Origin of the sequence: Bifidobacterium sp. wkB344, from assembly GCF_003688305.1 — a bacterium.
Lineage (GTDB): Bacteria > Actinomycetota > Actinomycetes > Actinomycetales > Bifidobacteriaceae > Bombiscardovia > Bombiscardovia mizhiensis.
Genome location: NZ_NPOQ01000009.1, coordinates 248,017 through 265,394 on the forward strand (window position 1 = coordinate 248,017; position 17,378 = coordinate 265,394).

11 protein-coding genes are annotated in these 17,378 nt (G+C 62.4%); 5 read left to right on the plus strand and 6 right to left on the minus strand.

The window, feature by feature from the left end; all coding sequences use genetic code 11:
• The first annotated feature begins 37 nt into the window (after positions 1–37).
• The 3 genes from purE to CI601_RS02605 all read left to right on the plus strand — a co-directional run bounded on the left by purE (position 38) and on the right by CI601_RS02605 (position 2,207).
• Positions 38–544, plus strand: a complete 507-nt coding sequence (gene purE, locus CI601_RS02595) for a 5-(carboxyamino)imidazole ribonucleotide mutase (RefSeq protein ID WP_024626635.1) — start codon at positions 38–40, stop codon at positions 542–544.
• Positions 528–1,694, plus strand: a complete 1,167-nt coding sequence (gene purK, locus CI601_RS02600) for a 5-(carboxyamino)imidazole ribonucleotide synthase (protein ID WP_121914166.1) — start codon at positions 528–530, stop codon at positions 1,692–1,694. Before purE ends, purK begins: the two co-directional genes overlap by 17 nt.
• Positions 1,695–1,763: 69 nt before the next feature.
• Positions 1,764–2,207, plus strand: a complete 444-nt coding sequence (locus CI601_RS02605) for a Fur family transcriptional regulator (protein WP_121914167.1) — start codon at positions 1,764–1,766, stop codon at positions 2,205–2,207.
• Here CI601_RS02605 and CI601_RS02610 read toward each other — a convergent pair.
• Both CI601_RS02610 and CI601_RS02615 read right to left on the minus strand, forming a co-directional pair.
• Positions 2,179–4,788, minus strand: coding sequence for a bifunctional lysylphosphatidylglycerol flippase/synthetase MprF (locus CI601_RS02610; RefSeq protein WP_259465286.1), 2,610 nt, complete (start codon positions 4,786–4,788; stop codon positions 2,179–2,181). The genes CI601_RS02605 and CI601_RS02610 overlap by 29 nt on opposite strands.
• A 54-nt stretch (positions 4,789–4,842) precedes the next feature.
• Complete coding sequence (locus CI601_RS02615) at positions 4,843–6,207, minus strand: esterase family protein (protein ID WP_121914168.1); 1,365 nt, start codon at positions 6,205–6,207, stop codon at positions 4,843–4,845.
• A 228-nt stretch (positions 6,208–6,435) separates the two neighbouring features.
• Here CI601_RS02615 and CI601_RS02620 point away from each other — a divergent pair, with 228 nt between their 5' ends.
• On the plus strand, positions 6,436–7,356 hold the full coding sequence (locus tag CI601_RS02620; protein WP_183129711.1) for a metal ABC transporter solute-binding protein, Zn/Mn family: 921 nt from the start codon (positions 6,436–6,438) through the stop codon (positions 7,354–7,356).
• A 126-nt stretch (positions 7,357–7,482) separates the two neighbouring features.
• Complete coding sequence (locus tag CI601_RS02625; protein WP_121914169.1) at positions 7,483–9,660, plus strand: alkaline phosphatase family protein; 2,178 nt, start codon at positions 7,483–7,485, stop codon at positions 9,658–9,660.
• On the opposite strand, the gene purD is transcribed toward CI601_RS02625, so the two are convergent.
• From purD to CI601_RS02645, 4 genes are read right to left on the minus strand one after another with little or no spacing between them, the layout of a single operon-like run.
• On the minus strand, positions 9,657–10,928 hold the full coding sequence (gene purD, locus CI601_RS02630; protein WP_121914170.1) for a phosphoribosylamine--glycine ligase: 1,272 nt from the start codon (positions 10,926–10,928) through the stop codon (positions 9,657–9,659). The genes CI601_RS02625 and purD overlap by 4 nt on opposite strands.
• A gap of 18 nt (positions 10,929–10,946) precedes the next feature.
• Positions 10,947–11,996 carry a phosphoribosylformylglycinamidine cyclo-ligase gene (gene purM / locus CI601_RS02635; RefSeq protein WP_121914171.1) on the minus strand — a complete coding sequence of 350 codons (1,050 nt, stop codon included), beginning with the start codon at positions 11,994–11,996 and terminating at the stop codon, positions 10,947–10,949.
• Between the two features lie 38 nt (positions 11,997–12,034).
• Positions 12,035–13,552: an amidophosphoribosyltransferase gene (gene purF, locus CI601_RS02640; protein WP_121914172.1), complete on the minus strand. Its 1,518-nt coding sequence runs from the start codon at positions 13,550–13,552 to the stop codon at positions 12,035–12,037.
• A gap of 17 nt (positions 13,553–13,569) precedes the next feature.
• Positions 13,570–17,349, minus strand: a complete 3,780-nt coding sequence (locus tag CI601_RS02645) for a phosphoribosylformylglycinamidine synthase (RefSeq protein WP_121914173.1) — start codon at positions 17,347–17,349, stop codon at positions 13,570–13,572.
• Positions 17,350–17,378 lie beyond the last annotated feature (29 nt).

The window sequence follows — 17,378 nt, forward strand, 5'->3', positions numbered from 1 at the left end:
TGCGTAGTATCGGACGTGCATGAACATTGGAGGGCCGATGGCTGACAATACACATGAAGGGGCACGCGTCGCAGTGATCATGGGATCATCAAGCGACTGGGAGACGATGAAGGAAGCCTGTCGGATGCTGGACCGGTTCGCTATCGTCTACACCAAGGAGGTCATCTCCGCCCATCGCACACCCGGGCGCATGGCGGAGTTCGCGCATCAGGCCCGGAGCCAGGGAATAGGGGTCATCATTGCCGGGGCTGGAGGAGCAGCCCATCTGCCTGGGATGGTGGCGGCCCAGACCACGCTGCCGGTCATCGGGGTGCCAGTAAAGTCCCATGCACTGAGCGGGGTTGATTCACTCCTGTCCATCGTGCAGATGCCTGCCGGCATTCCTGTGGCGACCACGGCCATAGGCGCATCAGGAGCCACCAATGCCGGTCTGTTGGCGGCTTCGATCCTCTCCATCAATGATCCAAGGCTGGCTCAGGCTCTGGATGACTACCGCGCTGAGCTGGCTCGATCCGTGGAGGCTTCCAATGCCAAGCTTGTCTGAGGAAACCAAGGGAAGAATCGATCACTTGGAGCCGGGATCCGTCATCGGGATCGTGGGCGGCGGCCAGCTGGGACGGATGATGGCTCTGAGCGCCCGCTACCACGGATTCCGCATCGGTGTGCTGGATCCCACGCCCGATGCTCCTGCGGCCCAGGTCGCCGATTTTCAGGAGACGGCCGACTATGGCGACCTCGAGGCCCTCAAGCGGCTTGCCGAACGCAGCGATGTACTCACCTACGAATTCGAGAACGTGGATGCCGACGCACTGGATCAGGTGAGGGACCGTGTGGCCATCCCCCAGGGGACCGACCTGCTCAGGGTCACCCAGGACCGCGTTCACGAGAAGACCTTCATCAACCGCCATGGCATCGATACGGCCCCTTGGAGGCAGGTTGACAGCCTTGATCAGCTTGACGCAGCCCTGAAGGAGCTGGGAATGCCCGCTGTGCTCAAGACGCGAACCGGCGGCTATGACGGCCATGGTCAGGCGGTCCTGCGCACAAAGGATGATCTGCAGGCCTTGCAGGCGCGGATGAAGGGTCGGGACTTCCCGCCCTCCGTGCTGGAGGGGTTCGTGGATTTTGCCTTCGAGGCCTCCATACTGGTCTCAGGCGACGGGAAGGATTACGTGACCTTCCCTATGGTCCGCAACGAGCACCGTCACAACATCCTCCACATGACTCTGGCACCGGCAAAGGTCGACCCTGAAATGGCCGACCGGGCGCGTGACATGGCCCTGACCCTGGCTGACGGCTTCAAGCTGGCCGGGACCTTGGCCCTTGAGCTCTTTGTCATGCCCGATGGCGGTCTGGTGGTCAACGAGTTGGCCCCGCGCCCCCATAACTCCGGTCACTACACCATCGAGGCCTGCTCCATGGACCAGTTTGATGCCCATGTTCGGGGCATCGCCGGGTGGCCCCTGCCCAATCCTCGCCTGCTCAGCCCGGCAGTCATGGTCAATGTTCTTGGCCAGCATGTGACTCCGGTCAGGAAGCTGCTGGGTGAGCATCCCGAATGGTTCCTGCATGATTACGGCAAGGCCGAAGTGCGCACCGACCGCAAGATGGGGCACCTGACGGTGCTGACCGACGATCCGGAGCAGACAGCCCAGGACCTGGAGGCCACAGGCTGCTGGTCCGACCTGGACTGAACCGAATCCTCACATCCGTCCCGGCAATCCGGATGTAGGCTTGGTGGAGCCCAAGGAGTGTGTCTAATCATGAACGCTGGCTCATCCGTCGGCCGCCAGACGCGGCAGAAGAACGCCATCTGGAGGGTTCTTCAGGCCCAGAACGACTTCGTCTCAGCCAAGGAGCTGCACAGGCTTCTTCGGGATTCGGGCCAGCGAATCGGCTTGGCCACGGTCTATCGTCAGCTGGGCTCCCTGCATATGTCCGGCAGCCTGGACTGCATTGAGCATGGAGGCATCCGCCTCTACCGGGTCTGCCTGGCCCAGCGTAGGCACCACCATCATCTGGTCTGTGAACGCTGCGGCAGGACCGTCGAAATCAGCCCGCCCGATGATGGCTGGCTGAAGGCCGTGGCGGCTGAACATGGCTTTACAGTCTCCTCGCACACCTTGGAGGTCTACGGGCTGTGCAGCAGCTGTCGTGATCGATCCGATCAGGCGGATGTCAGTGATCCTCCCGGCCCTTGGGCATGATGGTCTTGATGGCATCCCAGGCCTGCGAAGCCTTGAGATTGGGCAGGTAGGCCTGGACTACAGCCAGTCCGATCTGGGCCAGCTGGGCCGGGTCGGGATAGCAGATATAGACCGGGTGTTCGCTGGGCTGGAACTTCTTCTTGAAGAAGAAGAGCGAGCGGAAGCCATAGGCTGGCTCCATCAGGTCGGCCACCAGATGCAGGGCGTGCTGCAGGAAGGCAGTCCGATCTTCGCTCTGATCATCGTCATCGTCTTCGCTGCTGTCCATGCCGGCCAGGGGAGCGGCTGACAGGCTCATGAATTCCGCCGTGCCCTGGTCGCGCAGCCGCTCGGCCATCCGCGCTATCAGGAACTCCATGATCCCATTGGGACTGTCGGTCCTGTGTCGCATGAAGTCCAGGGTCCAGCCGATCACCTGACCCTGGCGGTAGGTGGGCATCCAGCTGGTCACGGCCAACACCTTGCCTTGGTCGTCCACGGCATAGAGGATGGCCATACGTGGGTCCCTCAGCTCATCCAGGCCGCCCAGGGTGAACTTCATCTCGGGCAGGGCCTTGAGTTCGGCCCACTGCTCGGAGATGTCCACGATCTGCGACTGGACATCCCAGGAGGCATCGTTGAAGGTGGTCAGCACGTCGGTGATCTTGTCGCGTTTGGCCTTGTTGATGGCTGTGCGAATGTCCTGCCACTTCTTGCCCTTGGTCTGCCAAAGACTGGGCGTAACCACCATCTCCGAGCCGACTGTCAGGGTAGACCAACCATGGGAGGCAAGCAGATCGCGCTGAGGCTTGTGGACGCTGTAGAAGACCGGCGACCAGGAATGGGCGTTGCAGAAACGGGTGAATTCGTCCAGATCGTCCGCATACTCGTCAGGGTCGCCGAATGGGCCAGTGGTGGTCAGGGCTATGCCGTGCAGGAGCCGGTAGGCAATGGCTGAGCGGCCGCTGTCAGAGAACCAGTAGCTGTTGCCCTCCCAGGTGGTCATGAAGGACATGCTCTCGCCCCCGTACTCGACCAGCCGATCGGCCTCCTGGCGCTCGTTGCCGTTCTGGATGACCGAGTTGCGCATCCAAGAGAGCAGAACCACCAGGACCACCAGCCAGAAGATCAGTCCAACCCCGTGGCTGACGATGATCCCGGTGGGCGTGCGCGGTGTCAGGGCTGGGCGGAAGCGTGAGGCCACTCCATTGGGCAGGTAGAGTTCGGGCAGCTGGGAGAGTGCCCTGCCGGTGGTGGGCCAGGGGTGGAAGGATCTGGGGCTTGCGGCAGTGAAGGCCAGATAACCCATGGCCGTGGCCAGGAAGGCCAGGACAATGGCTGCCCAGCCCACCTGTAGACGCGAGGTCTTGGTTCGCACTATGAAGATGCGCAGGTTGCGTGCCAGGAACCAGTTGAGAATCAGCGGCGGCAGGGTGATGATCAGCAGGGAGGGTAGGGCTCCGTGGTGGATGACTCGCGACAGGCCATCGCCGATGGTCAGGGGGAAGACCAAGAAATAGAGCACGGCCAGGACGATGGTCAGGGTGTTGAGGACCAGACCCGTGACAGCGGCAACCCGGCGGCCATGGTAGATACCCCAAGCCACCACCAGCAGTACCAGGGTGGGCATGATCAGGGACGAGACGCCGGTGGGTGCTCGGCCGGCGACCAGACCATACTGGGCATAGCAGCTGGCCTGGTTGTTCTCAGCCAGGCAGCGGGACAGTGCGGCACTACCGCCAGGGTCCGAACCCAGAAACATGCCCAGCGGGGTGAAGAATCCAGCGCGGATCCTGGAGGAGACGGTGACCAGGGGGCCAAGAGCCAGAACCGTGGAAATGGCTCCCAGTAAGTGGCGGGTCTCATAGGAGCCGCTATGGCCGTGCGGGTTGGCGTCCTGGACCGGTCCGTGCCAGAGGTGACCGGTCAAGTGGCCGATCAGTGCTGCCGCCAGGGCGCAATAGTAGCCAGGGTTACCGGTATACAGCACTATCAATATCAAGGCCGTGTAGCCTATGGTGGCGATCCTGCGCCGCCAGAGGAAGTCGCTGAAGGGGATGGAGGCCATCAGGGATCCGACCACCAGGATGATGGGGCTGAGCGTCATAGGCACTCGGATGAACCAGCCCCAGTGGTCCTGGAGGGCATTGATCAGGGTGCAGATGATCAGCCCGACAGCCGCGCCGCCTATGGCGCTGATGACCGCCGCCAGCACGGTGCGCCTGCGGCCCAGCCGGGTCTCGGCGATGCACAGCATGACCAGGACCAGGGCCACATCTATGACCAGTTGCAAGGGGCCAGGGGTGATGACCAAGGATACCAGTAGCCGTGCGAACTGAACCAGTAACGAGGGACGACCCTGGCTGTGGACCGGATGAGGAACCTGGTGAATGATCAGGTCGGACAGCGGCATGCCCAGCCGTGTCCTGCCGGGGATGCGCAGCAGCCAGATCAGCAGCCAGCTAATCAGGTTGAGCAGGACCAGTGCAAGGCTGAAAGCCAGTGCAAGAGCGTGACGTCTGACCCACCGGGTCAGGTCCCGCAGAAGCACGGTCTTGGCCGAAGGCTCCATCAGTCCGGATCCCTTATGTGTTGTCTCCATGATTGTGGCGGCTCTTTCTGCTTATCGGTTTGGACGCTCTGACATGTCGGCGGTTCAACCGATGTGTGTTTCGATAATGTTCGGAAAATCTTCAATTGGTCGGGACATGGGCCCTAGTCCCATGGCTTCGCCCACCCACTCCAGTCCGGGTTTCCAAGCGGTCTTGACGGTATGCCAGTCATGGCCCGACCCTTGGGTGATGACGGCCCGCACCTTCATGCCTGCCCGGTTGGCGGCCTTGGCGATGACCATCATGTTGTGCTGGGACTCCTTATCATTGGACCCGGCCGCGGTAAACAGAAGCTGGCGGGATGGTGCCCGCTCCAGTATGGCCCTGGCCGGTACCTGGGCCAGGAAGCGCTTCCTGTCGCCGTCGAAGTAGTCGCGGATCATCTGCTCCTGCCGACCCTGGGTCGGTTCCAGCTCACCGTCTGCGGGGAGCATGTTGCCGTAGACTTTGGGATGCCGTGCCCCAAGCTGTGTGGAACAGGTCCCGCCCTGGGAGAATCCGCCAATGGCCCATTGCTGGGGTTGGTTGGCGACGGGCAGTTCAGCGCGGATCCAGGCGGGAACATCACTGCTCAGGTAGGTTTCGGCCTTCCCATAGACGGGTGAGTCCACGCAAAGGCTGTTGTGAGAGGATGAACCGTTCTGGTCGGGGGAGACCACCACTGGTGCCAGGCCGTCGTGCTGGGCGGCGTAGGCATCCATCATGGCTGGAATGGCTCCGGCAGTGAAGAGACGGTCGGGGCTTCCGGGCTGACCGGCCAGAAGAACGAACACAGGCAGCGCGGGCGGTTTGTCGCTCAAGGCGGCGGGCGGCAGGTAGATATCAGCCGGCCGTGCTGCGAATCGGGAGCGGCTGTTGGGGATGCGCATGCTGTAGGAGCGGCCGACGCTGGGGTGCGAGGGCAGCTCGCCCCGTGAGGCCAAGGATCGCCACTGGGCTACGCTCATAGCCGGTCTGGCTGCCTTATGGCCGCTGTAGTCGGGATAGAGGGAGACGCTGAACAGGGATCCCAGAGTGGTGAATTCCCCGTAGATGATATCCACTCGAAGCCCGGTGGACAGCAGGCAGAGCAGGACGGTCAGGGCGGCCAGAATCCGGCGCCAGCCACGTGCAGTGATCAGGATGCAGACAGCAAACCCCACTGCGAGAAATCCCAAGGCCACGCTGATGATGACCATCCCGCCCAGGGAGACGCCGAAGAGCATAAAGACGTCGGAGATCAGCCAGGTGGCCAACAGTCCCAAGGCTCCTATGCCTAGGGCAATGGCCACTTGACGCAGCAGGGTCCGCCAGCGTCCGTGCGTCAGTCCGGTCAGCGCCAGCACGATCAGGGCCAGGGCTGTCAGCGAAAATATTGACGCAGGTAGCCACCCCTGGGTCAGATGAACCCTTGCCAGCCATGCACCCATGCCGTTCCTTCCAACCAAAATACATCCGCAGTTCAGTATAGGGAGTGTCCGGTCGCACGGCTGCCATTTGAACAGTCATTCATTCTCGCATTCTCGCCAAGACCGCATCTTCAGATTCCGGTCATGGGTTCGTCTATGGTAGATTTATTGATAATCAATCTCAGTAACGGTCGGTGGGCCTGGCGGCAGGTCCGTCCCGTGCCGTCGCCAGAAAGGAACTCCCTATTCATGCAAGCCAGCAGCCTACGCCTCCGCCGGACTCGTACCTTGGTCGCCGCCCTTCTGGCCGGACTGACCCTGCTGACCTGTCTGGCAGGTTGTGGAAAGAGCGAATCGTCCTCGTCGTCCAAAGGATCCGGCCCTCTGCAGGTGGTGGCCAGCATCAATCAATGGCAGTCCCTGGCCGTGGATCTGGGCGGCGACCAGGCACGGGTGGATACCATTCTGAGCAACACCTCGACTGATGCCCATGACTATGAGCCGACGACGGCGGACATCGCCCGAATCAGTCGTGCAGACCTGGTCATCGTCAACGGGGCTGGCATCGACGACTGGGCTGCCAAGGCCGCGGAAACCGGGCAGGCCAAGCTGGTGGACGTATCCAAGGCGTCAGGGCGCAGGACCGGCGACAACCCCCATCTCTGGTTCTCCTCCCAAGACAGGAGGGCAGCGGCCAAGGCCGTGCATGAGGCATACCGGCAGCTGCGCCCAGGCCGCGATGCAGATTTTGATAAGGCCTACCAGGACTGGCAAGATCGGCAGGCCCGGCTGGACAATCTGATTGCCGATACGCGCAAACAGACCCAGGGACGGCACTATGCGGCCACGGAATCGGCAGCCTACTATCTTTGCCATGATCTGGGCATGGAGGATCTGACCCCCGAGGGGTACCTGCGGGCGGCCGCCAACGAGAGCGAGCCCTCACCTGAGGACCTGGTGGCCTTCCGTCATTTGCTGACATCCGGACGCTTGGACATGCTGGTCCTTAACACCCAAGAAGTCAATCGAACCTCCAAGGAGCTGGCTGCTGAGGCTCGCAAGTCGCATCTGCCGGTCTTCGAGATCAGCGAGCAGCGTCCTGATAAGTACCGGAACCTGGAGGATTGGATCAGTGCCCTGGTCCAACAGGTGCCGGGGGCCAAGGCCTGATGATGTCATTGGTTCTCTTTGTTCGCTAAAGGGTGTTCTCATGGGGCTTGTCGTCCTTGATGGGAACAATGGCACAGGTATCGGTAAAGGCCCGGTGGGCCTAGTCGCCAAAGTCAGGAGTATGCGGTGAAGGATCGTAAGCGTCAGCCCGGCCGGTGGACATCCTGGATGCAGAACATGACCGGACGTCTTCAGGTACGCGGGTGGGTCTACCTGCTTGCCTTCATCCTGATTGACTTCCTTTCAGTGGGCATCCTGCAATGGGGGGTCTCCCTGAACAGCTCCCGCGTAGAGCTGTCCAACCCGCTGATCGGATTCTGGGGCTTCATCTCGGCCATGTGGACCCAGCGTCGGTTTGTCCTGGTGCTCAACATGCTGGCTGTGGGTCTGGTCTACCTGGCGTTGGCCTACTTGACCAATCGCTTCTGGGCGGCATCAGGGCTGATCCTGGCCATCTGCGCGGTCATTGCGATCATCGAGCGCTTCAAGGTGCGCGCCCGCTACGAGGCCATTCTGCCCTCGGATCTGGATTTCCTCCATGCTGATGCGGCCAACCTAGTCTCCTTCCTGCCGGCCCGGTCCCTGATCATGATCGGGCTGGGTGTCGTGGCCCTGATCGTTCTCGGCGTGCTCTGCTGGGTGGTGACACGGATGGATGCCCGTCGTGGTCGTCCGGTAGCCACCGGCAACAAGCCCATGGGCGCGGGACTCCGTACGGCGGGTGTTCTGGTGCCGGTTCTGGTGGTGGCGGTGTTCATGTCCACTGTGGGCACCTACGGCAGTCCCGCCTACCGTTTCTCACAGTTCATGGGCGACAAACCCTCCATGTGGGACTCGGTCTATGACGCCCAGCGCAACGGCGTTTTTGTATCTTTCTCCCGGCAGCTGCGCCCCAAGGTCATGGACCAGCCCGCAGGATACAGCCGCGCCACCATGCAGTCTCTGGCCCACCGTTACCAGCTTTCCGCAGATCGCATCAACCACGACCGCAAGTCCTATATGAATGAGTCGAGCCTGGTCTACATTCTCTCCGAGTCGTTCTCGGACCCCACACGGGTGCCGGGCGTCGCGCTCAACCAGGACCCCATGCCTCATATCAGATCCATCAAGGAGGGGACCACCAGCGGGCTCATGCTCTCCTCCGGTTATGGCGGGGGAACGGCCAATCTGGAGTTCCAGGCCATGACCGGCCTGTCCATGGCCAACTTCGATCCCTCGCTGACCTCCCCCTATCAGCAGGTCATCCCTCACCTGAACTGGATACCTACGGTCAATCAGGCTTGGGGGACGCCATCCAGGTCCCTGGCCTTCCACCCCTACGAGTCATCCATGTATTCCAGGGCCGAGAACTACAAGAAGTTCGGCTTCTCGCACTTCTACTCGCTGACTGGTCCTGACCAGATAGCCCACCAGGACCGCATCGACCGCAGTCAGTATGTGGGGGATCGCTCCGCCTACGAATCCGCCTTGGAGCAGATGGGCGACGACAGGGGCAACCAGTTCGTCGAGGTCATCACCATGCAGAATCACATGCCCTACAACGACTGGTATGACAACAACGGCTTCTCGGTCAGTTCATCCGACCCCAACAGACCCTTGGGCGACGATGAGATGCAATCCATACGTACCTACGCTAAGGGGGTCAGCCTGAGCGATCAGGCTACCGCCGATTTTCTGAACAGCCTGGACTCCCAGAGCAAGCCGGTCACCGTGGTCTTTTACGGGGATCACCTGCCTGGCATCTATGGCACGGCGAGCTGGGACGAGCGCAACTCTTTGGCCCTGCATCTGACCGATTACTTTATCTGGTCTAACAAAGCTTCGAATGCTTCGGGAACGCAGGTAAGCAACAGTGCCTATTCCTCGCCCAACTTCTTCCAGGCCCAGGCGGCCGAGCACATGGATGCCAAGGTCTCGCCCTTTACGGCCTTCCTGACCGAGCTACACGACAAGATCAGCGCCATCGAGCCTCCGGTGGCCAACCAGATCCAGGACTGGAACAGAATACCGGCAGGGCAGACCAACTATCTGAATGCCCAGGGCCAGCCCATGAATGCCCGAGATTTCGACAAGGCCACTCGACAGCTCCTGAACGACTACAAGCTGATCCAGTACGACATCATGGCCGGCAAGCACTACCTGCAGGGGACTGGCTTCAACACCACGCCTACCCGCCGCTCCGATGCCGCCCGTCAGAAGGCCGAAATGGAGCGTCAGGCCAAGGAAGAGGCCAAGAAGCAAGCCCGCCTCGAGGAGAAAACCCAGGATAAGGACAGCGAGAGCACGACCAGCTCGGCTAATTAGGCTTTCAGACCGCGGTGGCCGATGTCGTGCCGATAGAAGAGGCCTGGCATCGACAATCCGTCCAGCCGGTCATAGACCCGGTGGGCTGCCTGGGATAGGTTGTCGCCTCGGGCCACCACCAGTGCGGTCCTTCCCGAGGAGGACGTCAGACCGGTTGAGGCTGAGCCGGACACTCCGGCATAGTAGGCTCTGAGGTCCTGTTCTGGGGCGATCAAGGGCACGGGCACACCGGTCTTGGGATTGCCGGGATAGCCCTGGGCTGCTAGGACCACCCCCAAACGGCTGTGGGATTCATCCCAGGTGAATTGCGGCTCTCCGCCCTCCATCAGCGCGCGGATGGCTGTGCCCAGGTCGCTGGTCAGGGCGGGCAACACCACTTCGGTCTCTGGGTCGCCCAGTCGCGCATTGAATTCGACGACTTCAGGACCCTTGTCAGTGACCATCAGCCCTGTGTACAGGACACCGGTGAAGGGACTGCCTTCCTGGGCCAGGGCCCGGACGGTGGGGGCCACGATGGTGTCCAAGGCCTTTTGGGTCAGTTCTGGACCGAACTGCGGCAGAGGGGAGTAAGCCCCCATGCCGCCGGTGTTGGGACCCCGATCCCCGTCATAGGCGGGCTTGTGGTCTTGTGACAGGGGCATGGGCCAGAACTGCTCGCCCCTGACGAAACACATGAGCGAGCACTCCTGACCCACCAGCCGATCCTCGATGACCACCTGGGCACCTGCCTGTCCGAACTTATGATCGATGAAGATGTCATCCAGGGCCTGTATGGCCTGGTCAAGGTCGGCGGCCACCGTCACACCCTTGCCGGCTGCCAGCCCGTCAGCTTTAATGACGACCGGGGCGCCGTGCGAATGCACATAGGACTTGGCCCTGTCCAAGTCATGAAAGACCGCATAGTCAGCGGTAGGAATCCCATGCCTGCGCATCAGGTCCTTGGCAAAGCCCTTGGATCCCTCGATGCGGGCCGCAGCCTTGGTAGGTCCAAAGGCTGGAATGCCGGCAGCCTGTAGTTCGTCGACCAATCCAGCCGTCAAAGGAGCCTCAGGTCCAACGAAGACCCAGTCGATTCCCAGCTCGCGTATTGCAGCGATCAGTTTTTCTGGCTGCGAGGAATCTTCTTGCAGCAGGCTGATCCCGTCCGGCTCCATACCCGGGTTGCCCGGGGCGCACCAGACCCGATCCACTCCTGGTCCGGACAGCAGGGTGGTGGCGATAACGTGCTCCCTGGCTCCCGACCCGATGACCAGTACCTTGTCCGCCATGATGGGCTCCTCTCGCTATTACTGACGACCGCTGTCGTTAAGGATGACCTGCTGGCCGTTTTGAGCATCTGTCACCTGTCCGATCAGAGCGTAGGGTTCCTGCTCCTCATCCAGGACTGCACGGGCCTGGTCCAGCTGGTCAGGAGAAACCACCAGAACCATCCCAATGCCCATGTTGAAGATGTTGTACATCTCCAGATGGTCGACCCTGCCCATCTCTTCGATCATGGTGAAGATGGGCGGCACCTTCCAGGCATTCAGGTCGAAGCTGGCGGCCAGCCCCTCGGGCAGGATTCGCGGCACCTTCTCCACAAAGCCGCCGCCGGTGATGTGTGCTGCGCCCCTGAGCAGGCCCGAGGCGAAGAGCGGGCGTAGGGCCTTGACGTAGATACGGGTGGGGGTCAGCAGTTCCTCTCCCAGGGTTCGTCCGTCAAGCTGGTAGGGCCGATCGTCCAGCTTCATGCCCCCCTGGTCCAGCAGGACCTGACGGATCAGGGAGAAGCCGTTGGAGTGGACGCCAGAGGAGGGCAGACCGATCAGCTGGTCGCCTTCCTTGATGGCCGAACCGTCCACCAGGGACTCCCGTTCGACCACACCCACGGTGAATCCGGCCAGATCGTATTCGTCGGGCTGGTACATGTCGGGCATCTCGGCGGTCTCCCCGCCTACCAGGGCGGCTCCAGCCTGGACACAGCCGTCGGCCACGCCCTTGACCACCTGCTCCAGCAGAGCCGGATCGTTGTGCCCGCAGGCGATGTAGTCCAGAAAGATCAGCGGCTCGGCCCCCTGGGCGATGATGTCATTGACGCACATGGCCACGCAGTCCTGACCGATGGTGTCATGACGGCCGGCTTCCCGGGCCACCATCAGCTTGGTGCCCACGCCGTCAGTGCCTGAAACCAGGACTGGATGTCGATAATTGAGCGCAGACAGGTCGAAGTCGCCGCCGAAGCCGCCGATATCGCCGGCGCCCGGCCTACGCGTTCTGGCCGTGTGGGAGCGGATCCTGTCGATCAGTTCGTATCCGGCCTCTACCGATACCCCAGCCTGCTCATATGCCTTCGGCATGGCTGCCCCTTTCTATGCCCTGTCTGTTCTGTTCTTGGCTAGTGCTCAATGGATTGGTCGGCTCCCTGCCTCGAGCCTGCAGGCATGTCAAGTCCGTAGGATCCCTTGGAAGCTTCCAGCCGGGCCCGGTCCTCTTGGGTCAGCGAGGCCAGGAAGCCCTGCTCGTAGTCGTCAAGCCGCGTTGGGTAGTCTCCGTTGAAGTAGGCCACGCAGAGCCCTTGATAGGGCGCATCACGGCCCAGGCCGATGGATTCCACCAGACCGTCGAGGCTCAGATAGGCCAGGGAATCGGCTCCAATGGCTTCTCTGATCTCCTCCACGGACTTCTTGGCGGCGATCAGCTCGGAGGTCCGTTGGATGTCGATGCCGTAGTAGCAGGGGTAGCGCAGGGGCGGGGAGGCGATGCGCATGTGCACCTCGCTGGCCCCGGCCTCCCGGAGCAGGCGGACGATTCTGCGCGAAGTGGTGCCTCTGACGATGGAATCGTCGATGACCACCACCCGTTTGCCGGCTACAACGCCGCGTACAGCCGCCAGTTTCATCCTGACGCCCTGTTCACGCATGGCCTGGCTGGGCTGGATGAACGTGCGTGCCACATACTGGTTCTTGATCAGCCCCATCTCGTTGGGCAGCCCGGCCGCCTCGGCATATCCTGAAGCGGCGGACAGGGAGGAGTTGGGCACTCCGATGACCATATCGGCATCCACCGGAGCTTCGCGGGCCAGTCTGGCCCCCATCCGTTTGCGGGCCGAATGGACGTTGACACCATAAATATTGGAGTCGGGCCTGGCGAAGTAGATGAACTCCATGGAGCAGATGGATAGACAGGTCTGATCGGTATAGCGCTCGATGCTGTAGCCCGAGTCGTCCACCCGGACGATCTCGCCAGGGCCGATGTCCCGCACCAGCGTGGCGCCGACCAGGTCCAGGGCGCAGGTCTCAGAGGCAAGGACATAGGCCCCTCCCGGCAACTGGCCCAGGGAGAGGGGGCGGAAGCCGTTGGGATCCATGGCTCCGATCATGGCATCCTCGGTCATGAGCAGGTAGGCGAAGCCGCCATGGACCTGGCGCAGGGCCTGCTTAAGTGCCGCCATGAAGTCCTTTTCAGGGCTGCGCCGGATCAGGTGCATGAGCACCTCGGTGTCGGAGTTGGAATGGAAGATGGCCCCCTGATCCTCCAGCTGCGCCTTGAGGCTGTTGCAGTTGGTCAGATTACCGTTGTGGGCCAGGGCTATGTCCCCGTCATGGAAGCGGAAAACGAAGGGTTGGATGTTCTCGATGGACCCTGAGCCGGTCGTGGCGTAGCGGACATGGCCGACGGCCCGGTTCCCGGTCAGGGGTGTCAGGCTGGACTCGTCCGGGAAGACCTGAGTCAGCAGACCCAGACCTCGCCGCCCGATCAGATGCCCATGGTCGTTGGAAACGATGCCGGCACCTTCCTGGCCGCGGTGCTGCAGGGCGTGCAGGCCGAAGTAGGTCAGCCGGGCGGCGTCGGGGTGGCCCCAGACCCCGAAGATCCCGCATTCCTCGTGGATGCCTTCAAGCTCCAACGACATGGTCTACGTCCTTTCCCCTAGGCGGCAAAGTAGTCCACTCCTGACTGGAAGAGCGGCTGTGTATGTTTTCCGGGCACGTTGAGATACAGGTCGGGGCCGCTGCGCTCCGTGTGGCCCATCTTGCCCAATACCCGGCCGTCCGGGCTGGTGATGGCCTCGACGGCCATGTCGGATCCATTGGGGTTGACCAGTGGATCCATGGAGGGACGACCCTGCTCGTCCACGTACTGGGCGGCCACCTGTCCTCGGTCGATCAGGGTGCGCAGGAGGCCGGGCTCGGCCACGAACCGCCCTTCCCCGTGGCTGATGGGCATGGTGTGTATCTCACCCACCCGGCAGGCGCTCAGCCAGGGGGAGCGTGTGGAGCTGATCCGGGTGTGGACCAGACGGCTCTGATGGCGGCCGATGGCGTTGACAGCCAGGGTGGGATCCTCAGGCGAGCCGGTGACGATTTTGCCGTAGGGAACCAGGCCCAGCTTGATCAGCGCCTGGAAGCCGTTGCAGACACCCAGAACCAGCCCGTCCCGGTCCTGCAAAAGCTCCTGGAGGGCATCGGCAACCTGGTTCGAACGCAGGAAGGATGCCACCAGTTTGGCCGAACCATCGGGCTCATCGCCGCCGGAGAAGCCTCCGGGCAGCATCAGTATCTGGCTACTGTGGATGGCCTGGGCCAGACGACGGGAGCTCTCGGTCACGTCCTCGGCATTCAGATTGCGGATGACCACGGTATCCACCTGAGCTCCAGCGTCCCGGAAGGCCCGGGCGGAGTCGAACTCGCAGTTGGTTCCCGGGAAGACGGGCATGACCACCCTGGGGTGTGCGGTCTTGGAAGTCCCCTTGGATCTGCGCGCAGCAGGCCTGCCGGGCTCACGGTCGGTGCGGCCAATGGTCGGCACCGGGTCGCCATGGCCTCGGTATGGGAAGATTGATTCCAGACCCTTGGCACGGATCTCCTCGAGCTCGGCCAGGTCCAGATCCTCGCTGCCGCAGCGCAGACGGTAATCCTCACGGGTGTGCCCCAGAAGGTGCAAATGCAGGCCGGAATCCTGAATAAATAGGGGCTCGGGACCAGAGGCCTCCAGGATGAAGCTTCCATAGGCAGGACGGAAGAGCGCCGATATAGCAGTGTTCGCTGCCATATCCAACCCGATCTTGTTGCCCAGGCACATCTCCATCAGGGATTGGGCGACGCATCCGTAGCCTGGAGTGGCTGCCGCATCCACCAGGCCCTGGCTGGTCAGCGTCTCCACCTGATCCATGACGGTCCGCAGGCTCTCCGGATCGGGCAGCAATCCGTCCTCCTGGTAATCGGGCGCCAAGAGATAGACCTGGCGGTCCGCTGCCTTGAATTCGGGGGAGATAGCATCCTTGGCCTGTCCCAAGGCCACGGCGAAGCTGATCAGGGTGGGCGGCACATCCAGGTCCTCGAAGCTGCCGGACATGGAGTCCTTGCCACCTATGGCACCCACGGAAAGATCCAGCTGGGCCTGGAGGGCTCCCAGGACGCCGGCCACCGGCAGGCCCCAGCGCCGGGAGTCGTCGCCGGGCTTGGGATAGTACTCCTGCAGGCTCAGGTGGGCCCGGGAACGGCTGAAGCCAGAGGCGACCAGCTTGGCCAGGCTCTCGACCACGGCCAGGTAGGCTCCGGTGTAAGGGTCCTGGCTGCTGATCCAGGGGTTGAATCCCCAGGCCATGGCCGAGGCGGTGGTTGTGTGCCCATCCACAGGCAGCTTGGCCACCATGGCCTGGGCCGGTGTCAGCTGTCGGGCTCCGCCAAAGGGCATGAGGACGGTGCCTGCACCGATGGTGGAGTCGAACTGCTCAGCCAGACCCTGCTGGGAGCAGACATTGATGTCCGCAAGCAGGGCCCTCATACGTGCATCCAGGCTGCCTTGGACCTCGAATGGGGCATGGTAGGGAGCGGGAACCGCCACCTGGGCATCGGCCTTGTGAGGGGCGCCGTTGGAGGACAGGAAGGATCGGGGGATATTCACGATGGTGTCTGACCGCCAGGTCATCCGCAGCCGGGGTTCCTTGGTGACCTCGGCGATGACGGTGGCCTCAAGGTCCTCTTGCCGGGCGTAGTCGATGAAGGCGGGCGCATCTTCGGCAGCCAGGGCCACGGCCATACGCTCCTGGCTCTCGGAAATGGCGATTTCAGTCCCGTCCAGCCCCTGGTACTTGAGCGGCACCCGATCCAGGTTCACGTTCAGTCCGTCCGCCAGCTCGCCTACGGCCACAGCAACGCCGCCGGCTCCGAAGTCATTGCAACGCTCAATCAGCCTGGCTGCCTCCGGGCGACGGAAGAGGCGCTGGAGCTTGCGCTCCTCAGGGGCATCACCCTTCTGCACCTCGGCTCCGCAGCGTTCCAGACTTTCTTCGTTCTGGGACTTGGAGGCTCCGGTCGCGCCGCCGATTCCATCGCGGCCGGTCCTTCCGCCCACCAGGATGATCAGATCGCCGGGTGCGGGCCGACGGCGGATCACATGGTCGGCCGGGGTGGCGGCCACTACAGCGCCCACCTCCATCCGCTTGGCCGCATAGCCGGGGTGGTAGATCTCCCGAACCTGCCCGGTGGCCAGCCCGATCTGGTTGCCATAGGAGGAGTAGCCATCGGCTGCCTGGCGGACGATCCGGCTCTGAGGCAGCTTGCCCGGCAGGGTCTGATCCAGAGGCTGACGGGGATCCGCTGCCCCACTGACCCTCATGGCCTGGTAGACGTAGCCCCTTCCGGACAGGGGATCACGGATGGCTCCACCGATGCAGGTGGCGGCACCACCGAAGGGCTCGATCTCGGTGGGATGGTTATGCGTTTCATTTTTGAACAGAAAGAGCCAGTCTTGATCCTGGCCGTCCACGTCGACCTTGGTTCGGATAGTGCAGGCGTTGACCTCTTCGGACTGGTCCATGTCGTTCAGGATGCCGCGCTTTTGCAGGTACTTGGCTCCGATGGTGCCCATGTCCATCAGACATTCCGGCCGGTCCTGACGGCCCAACTCTGCGCGAATGGCCCGGTAATGCTCCAGCGTGGCGCGAGCCCGGGGGTTGTCCGCCTCGATCCGCTCCAGCCTGGTGTTGAAGGTGGTGTGCCGGCAGTGGTCGGACCAGTAGGTGTCGATCACCTTGAGCTCGGTCAGGGTGGGGTCGCGCTTCTCCTGACGGTAGTGGTCCCGGCAGAAGCGGATATCCGGCAGATCCATGGCCAGGTCCAGCTTGTCAATCAGCGCTTCAAGTTCAGGATCATCCAGATTGCGGAACCCGTCCAATACCGGCACTGGATCCGGATTGTCATCAGGCATGGCCAGGGTCTTGGGCTGCTCCAGCCCTACCACCCGTGAGTCCACCGGGTTGACCAGGTAATTGCGGATGGCTTCAATCTGCCCGGCATTCAGGTCGCCCTGGAGCAGATAAACAGTAGCTGTGGCCACCAAGGGTCGGGCGCCCTGGCCTACCAACTGGACACACTGGGCTGCGGAGTCGGCTCGCTGATCGAACTGACCCGGCAGAGGGGCCACGGCGAAGAGCATGGGGGAGTCCAGTGGCGGCAGGTCACCGTCGCCCTTCATGCGCAGGGCTTCCTCCAGTCGGGTGGCCACCAGATCGGTCTGGGGCTGGGCAAAGACCGTGGGCAGGCAACGTTTGAAGAGGTCTTCGTCGATGCCTTCCAGATCGTAGCGGTTGAACATGCGCAGGCCGGTCAGCCCTTGAACGCCTGGCAGGGTGCGCAGCTGTTCGGCAAGCCTCTCGGCGGCCTGGTCGAAGCTCCGCTTTTTCTCGGTATAGACACGGAAGAGCACAATGGATCCTTTCGCGATGGACTGGTTGG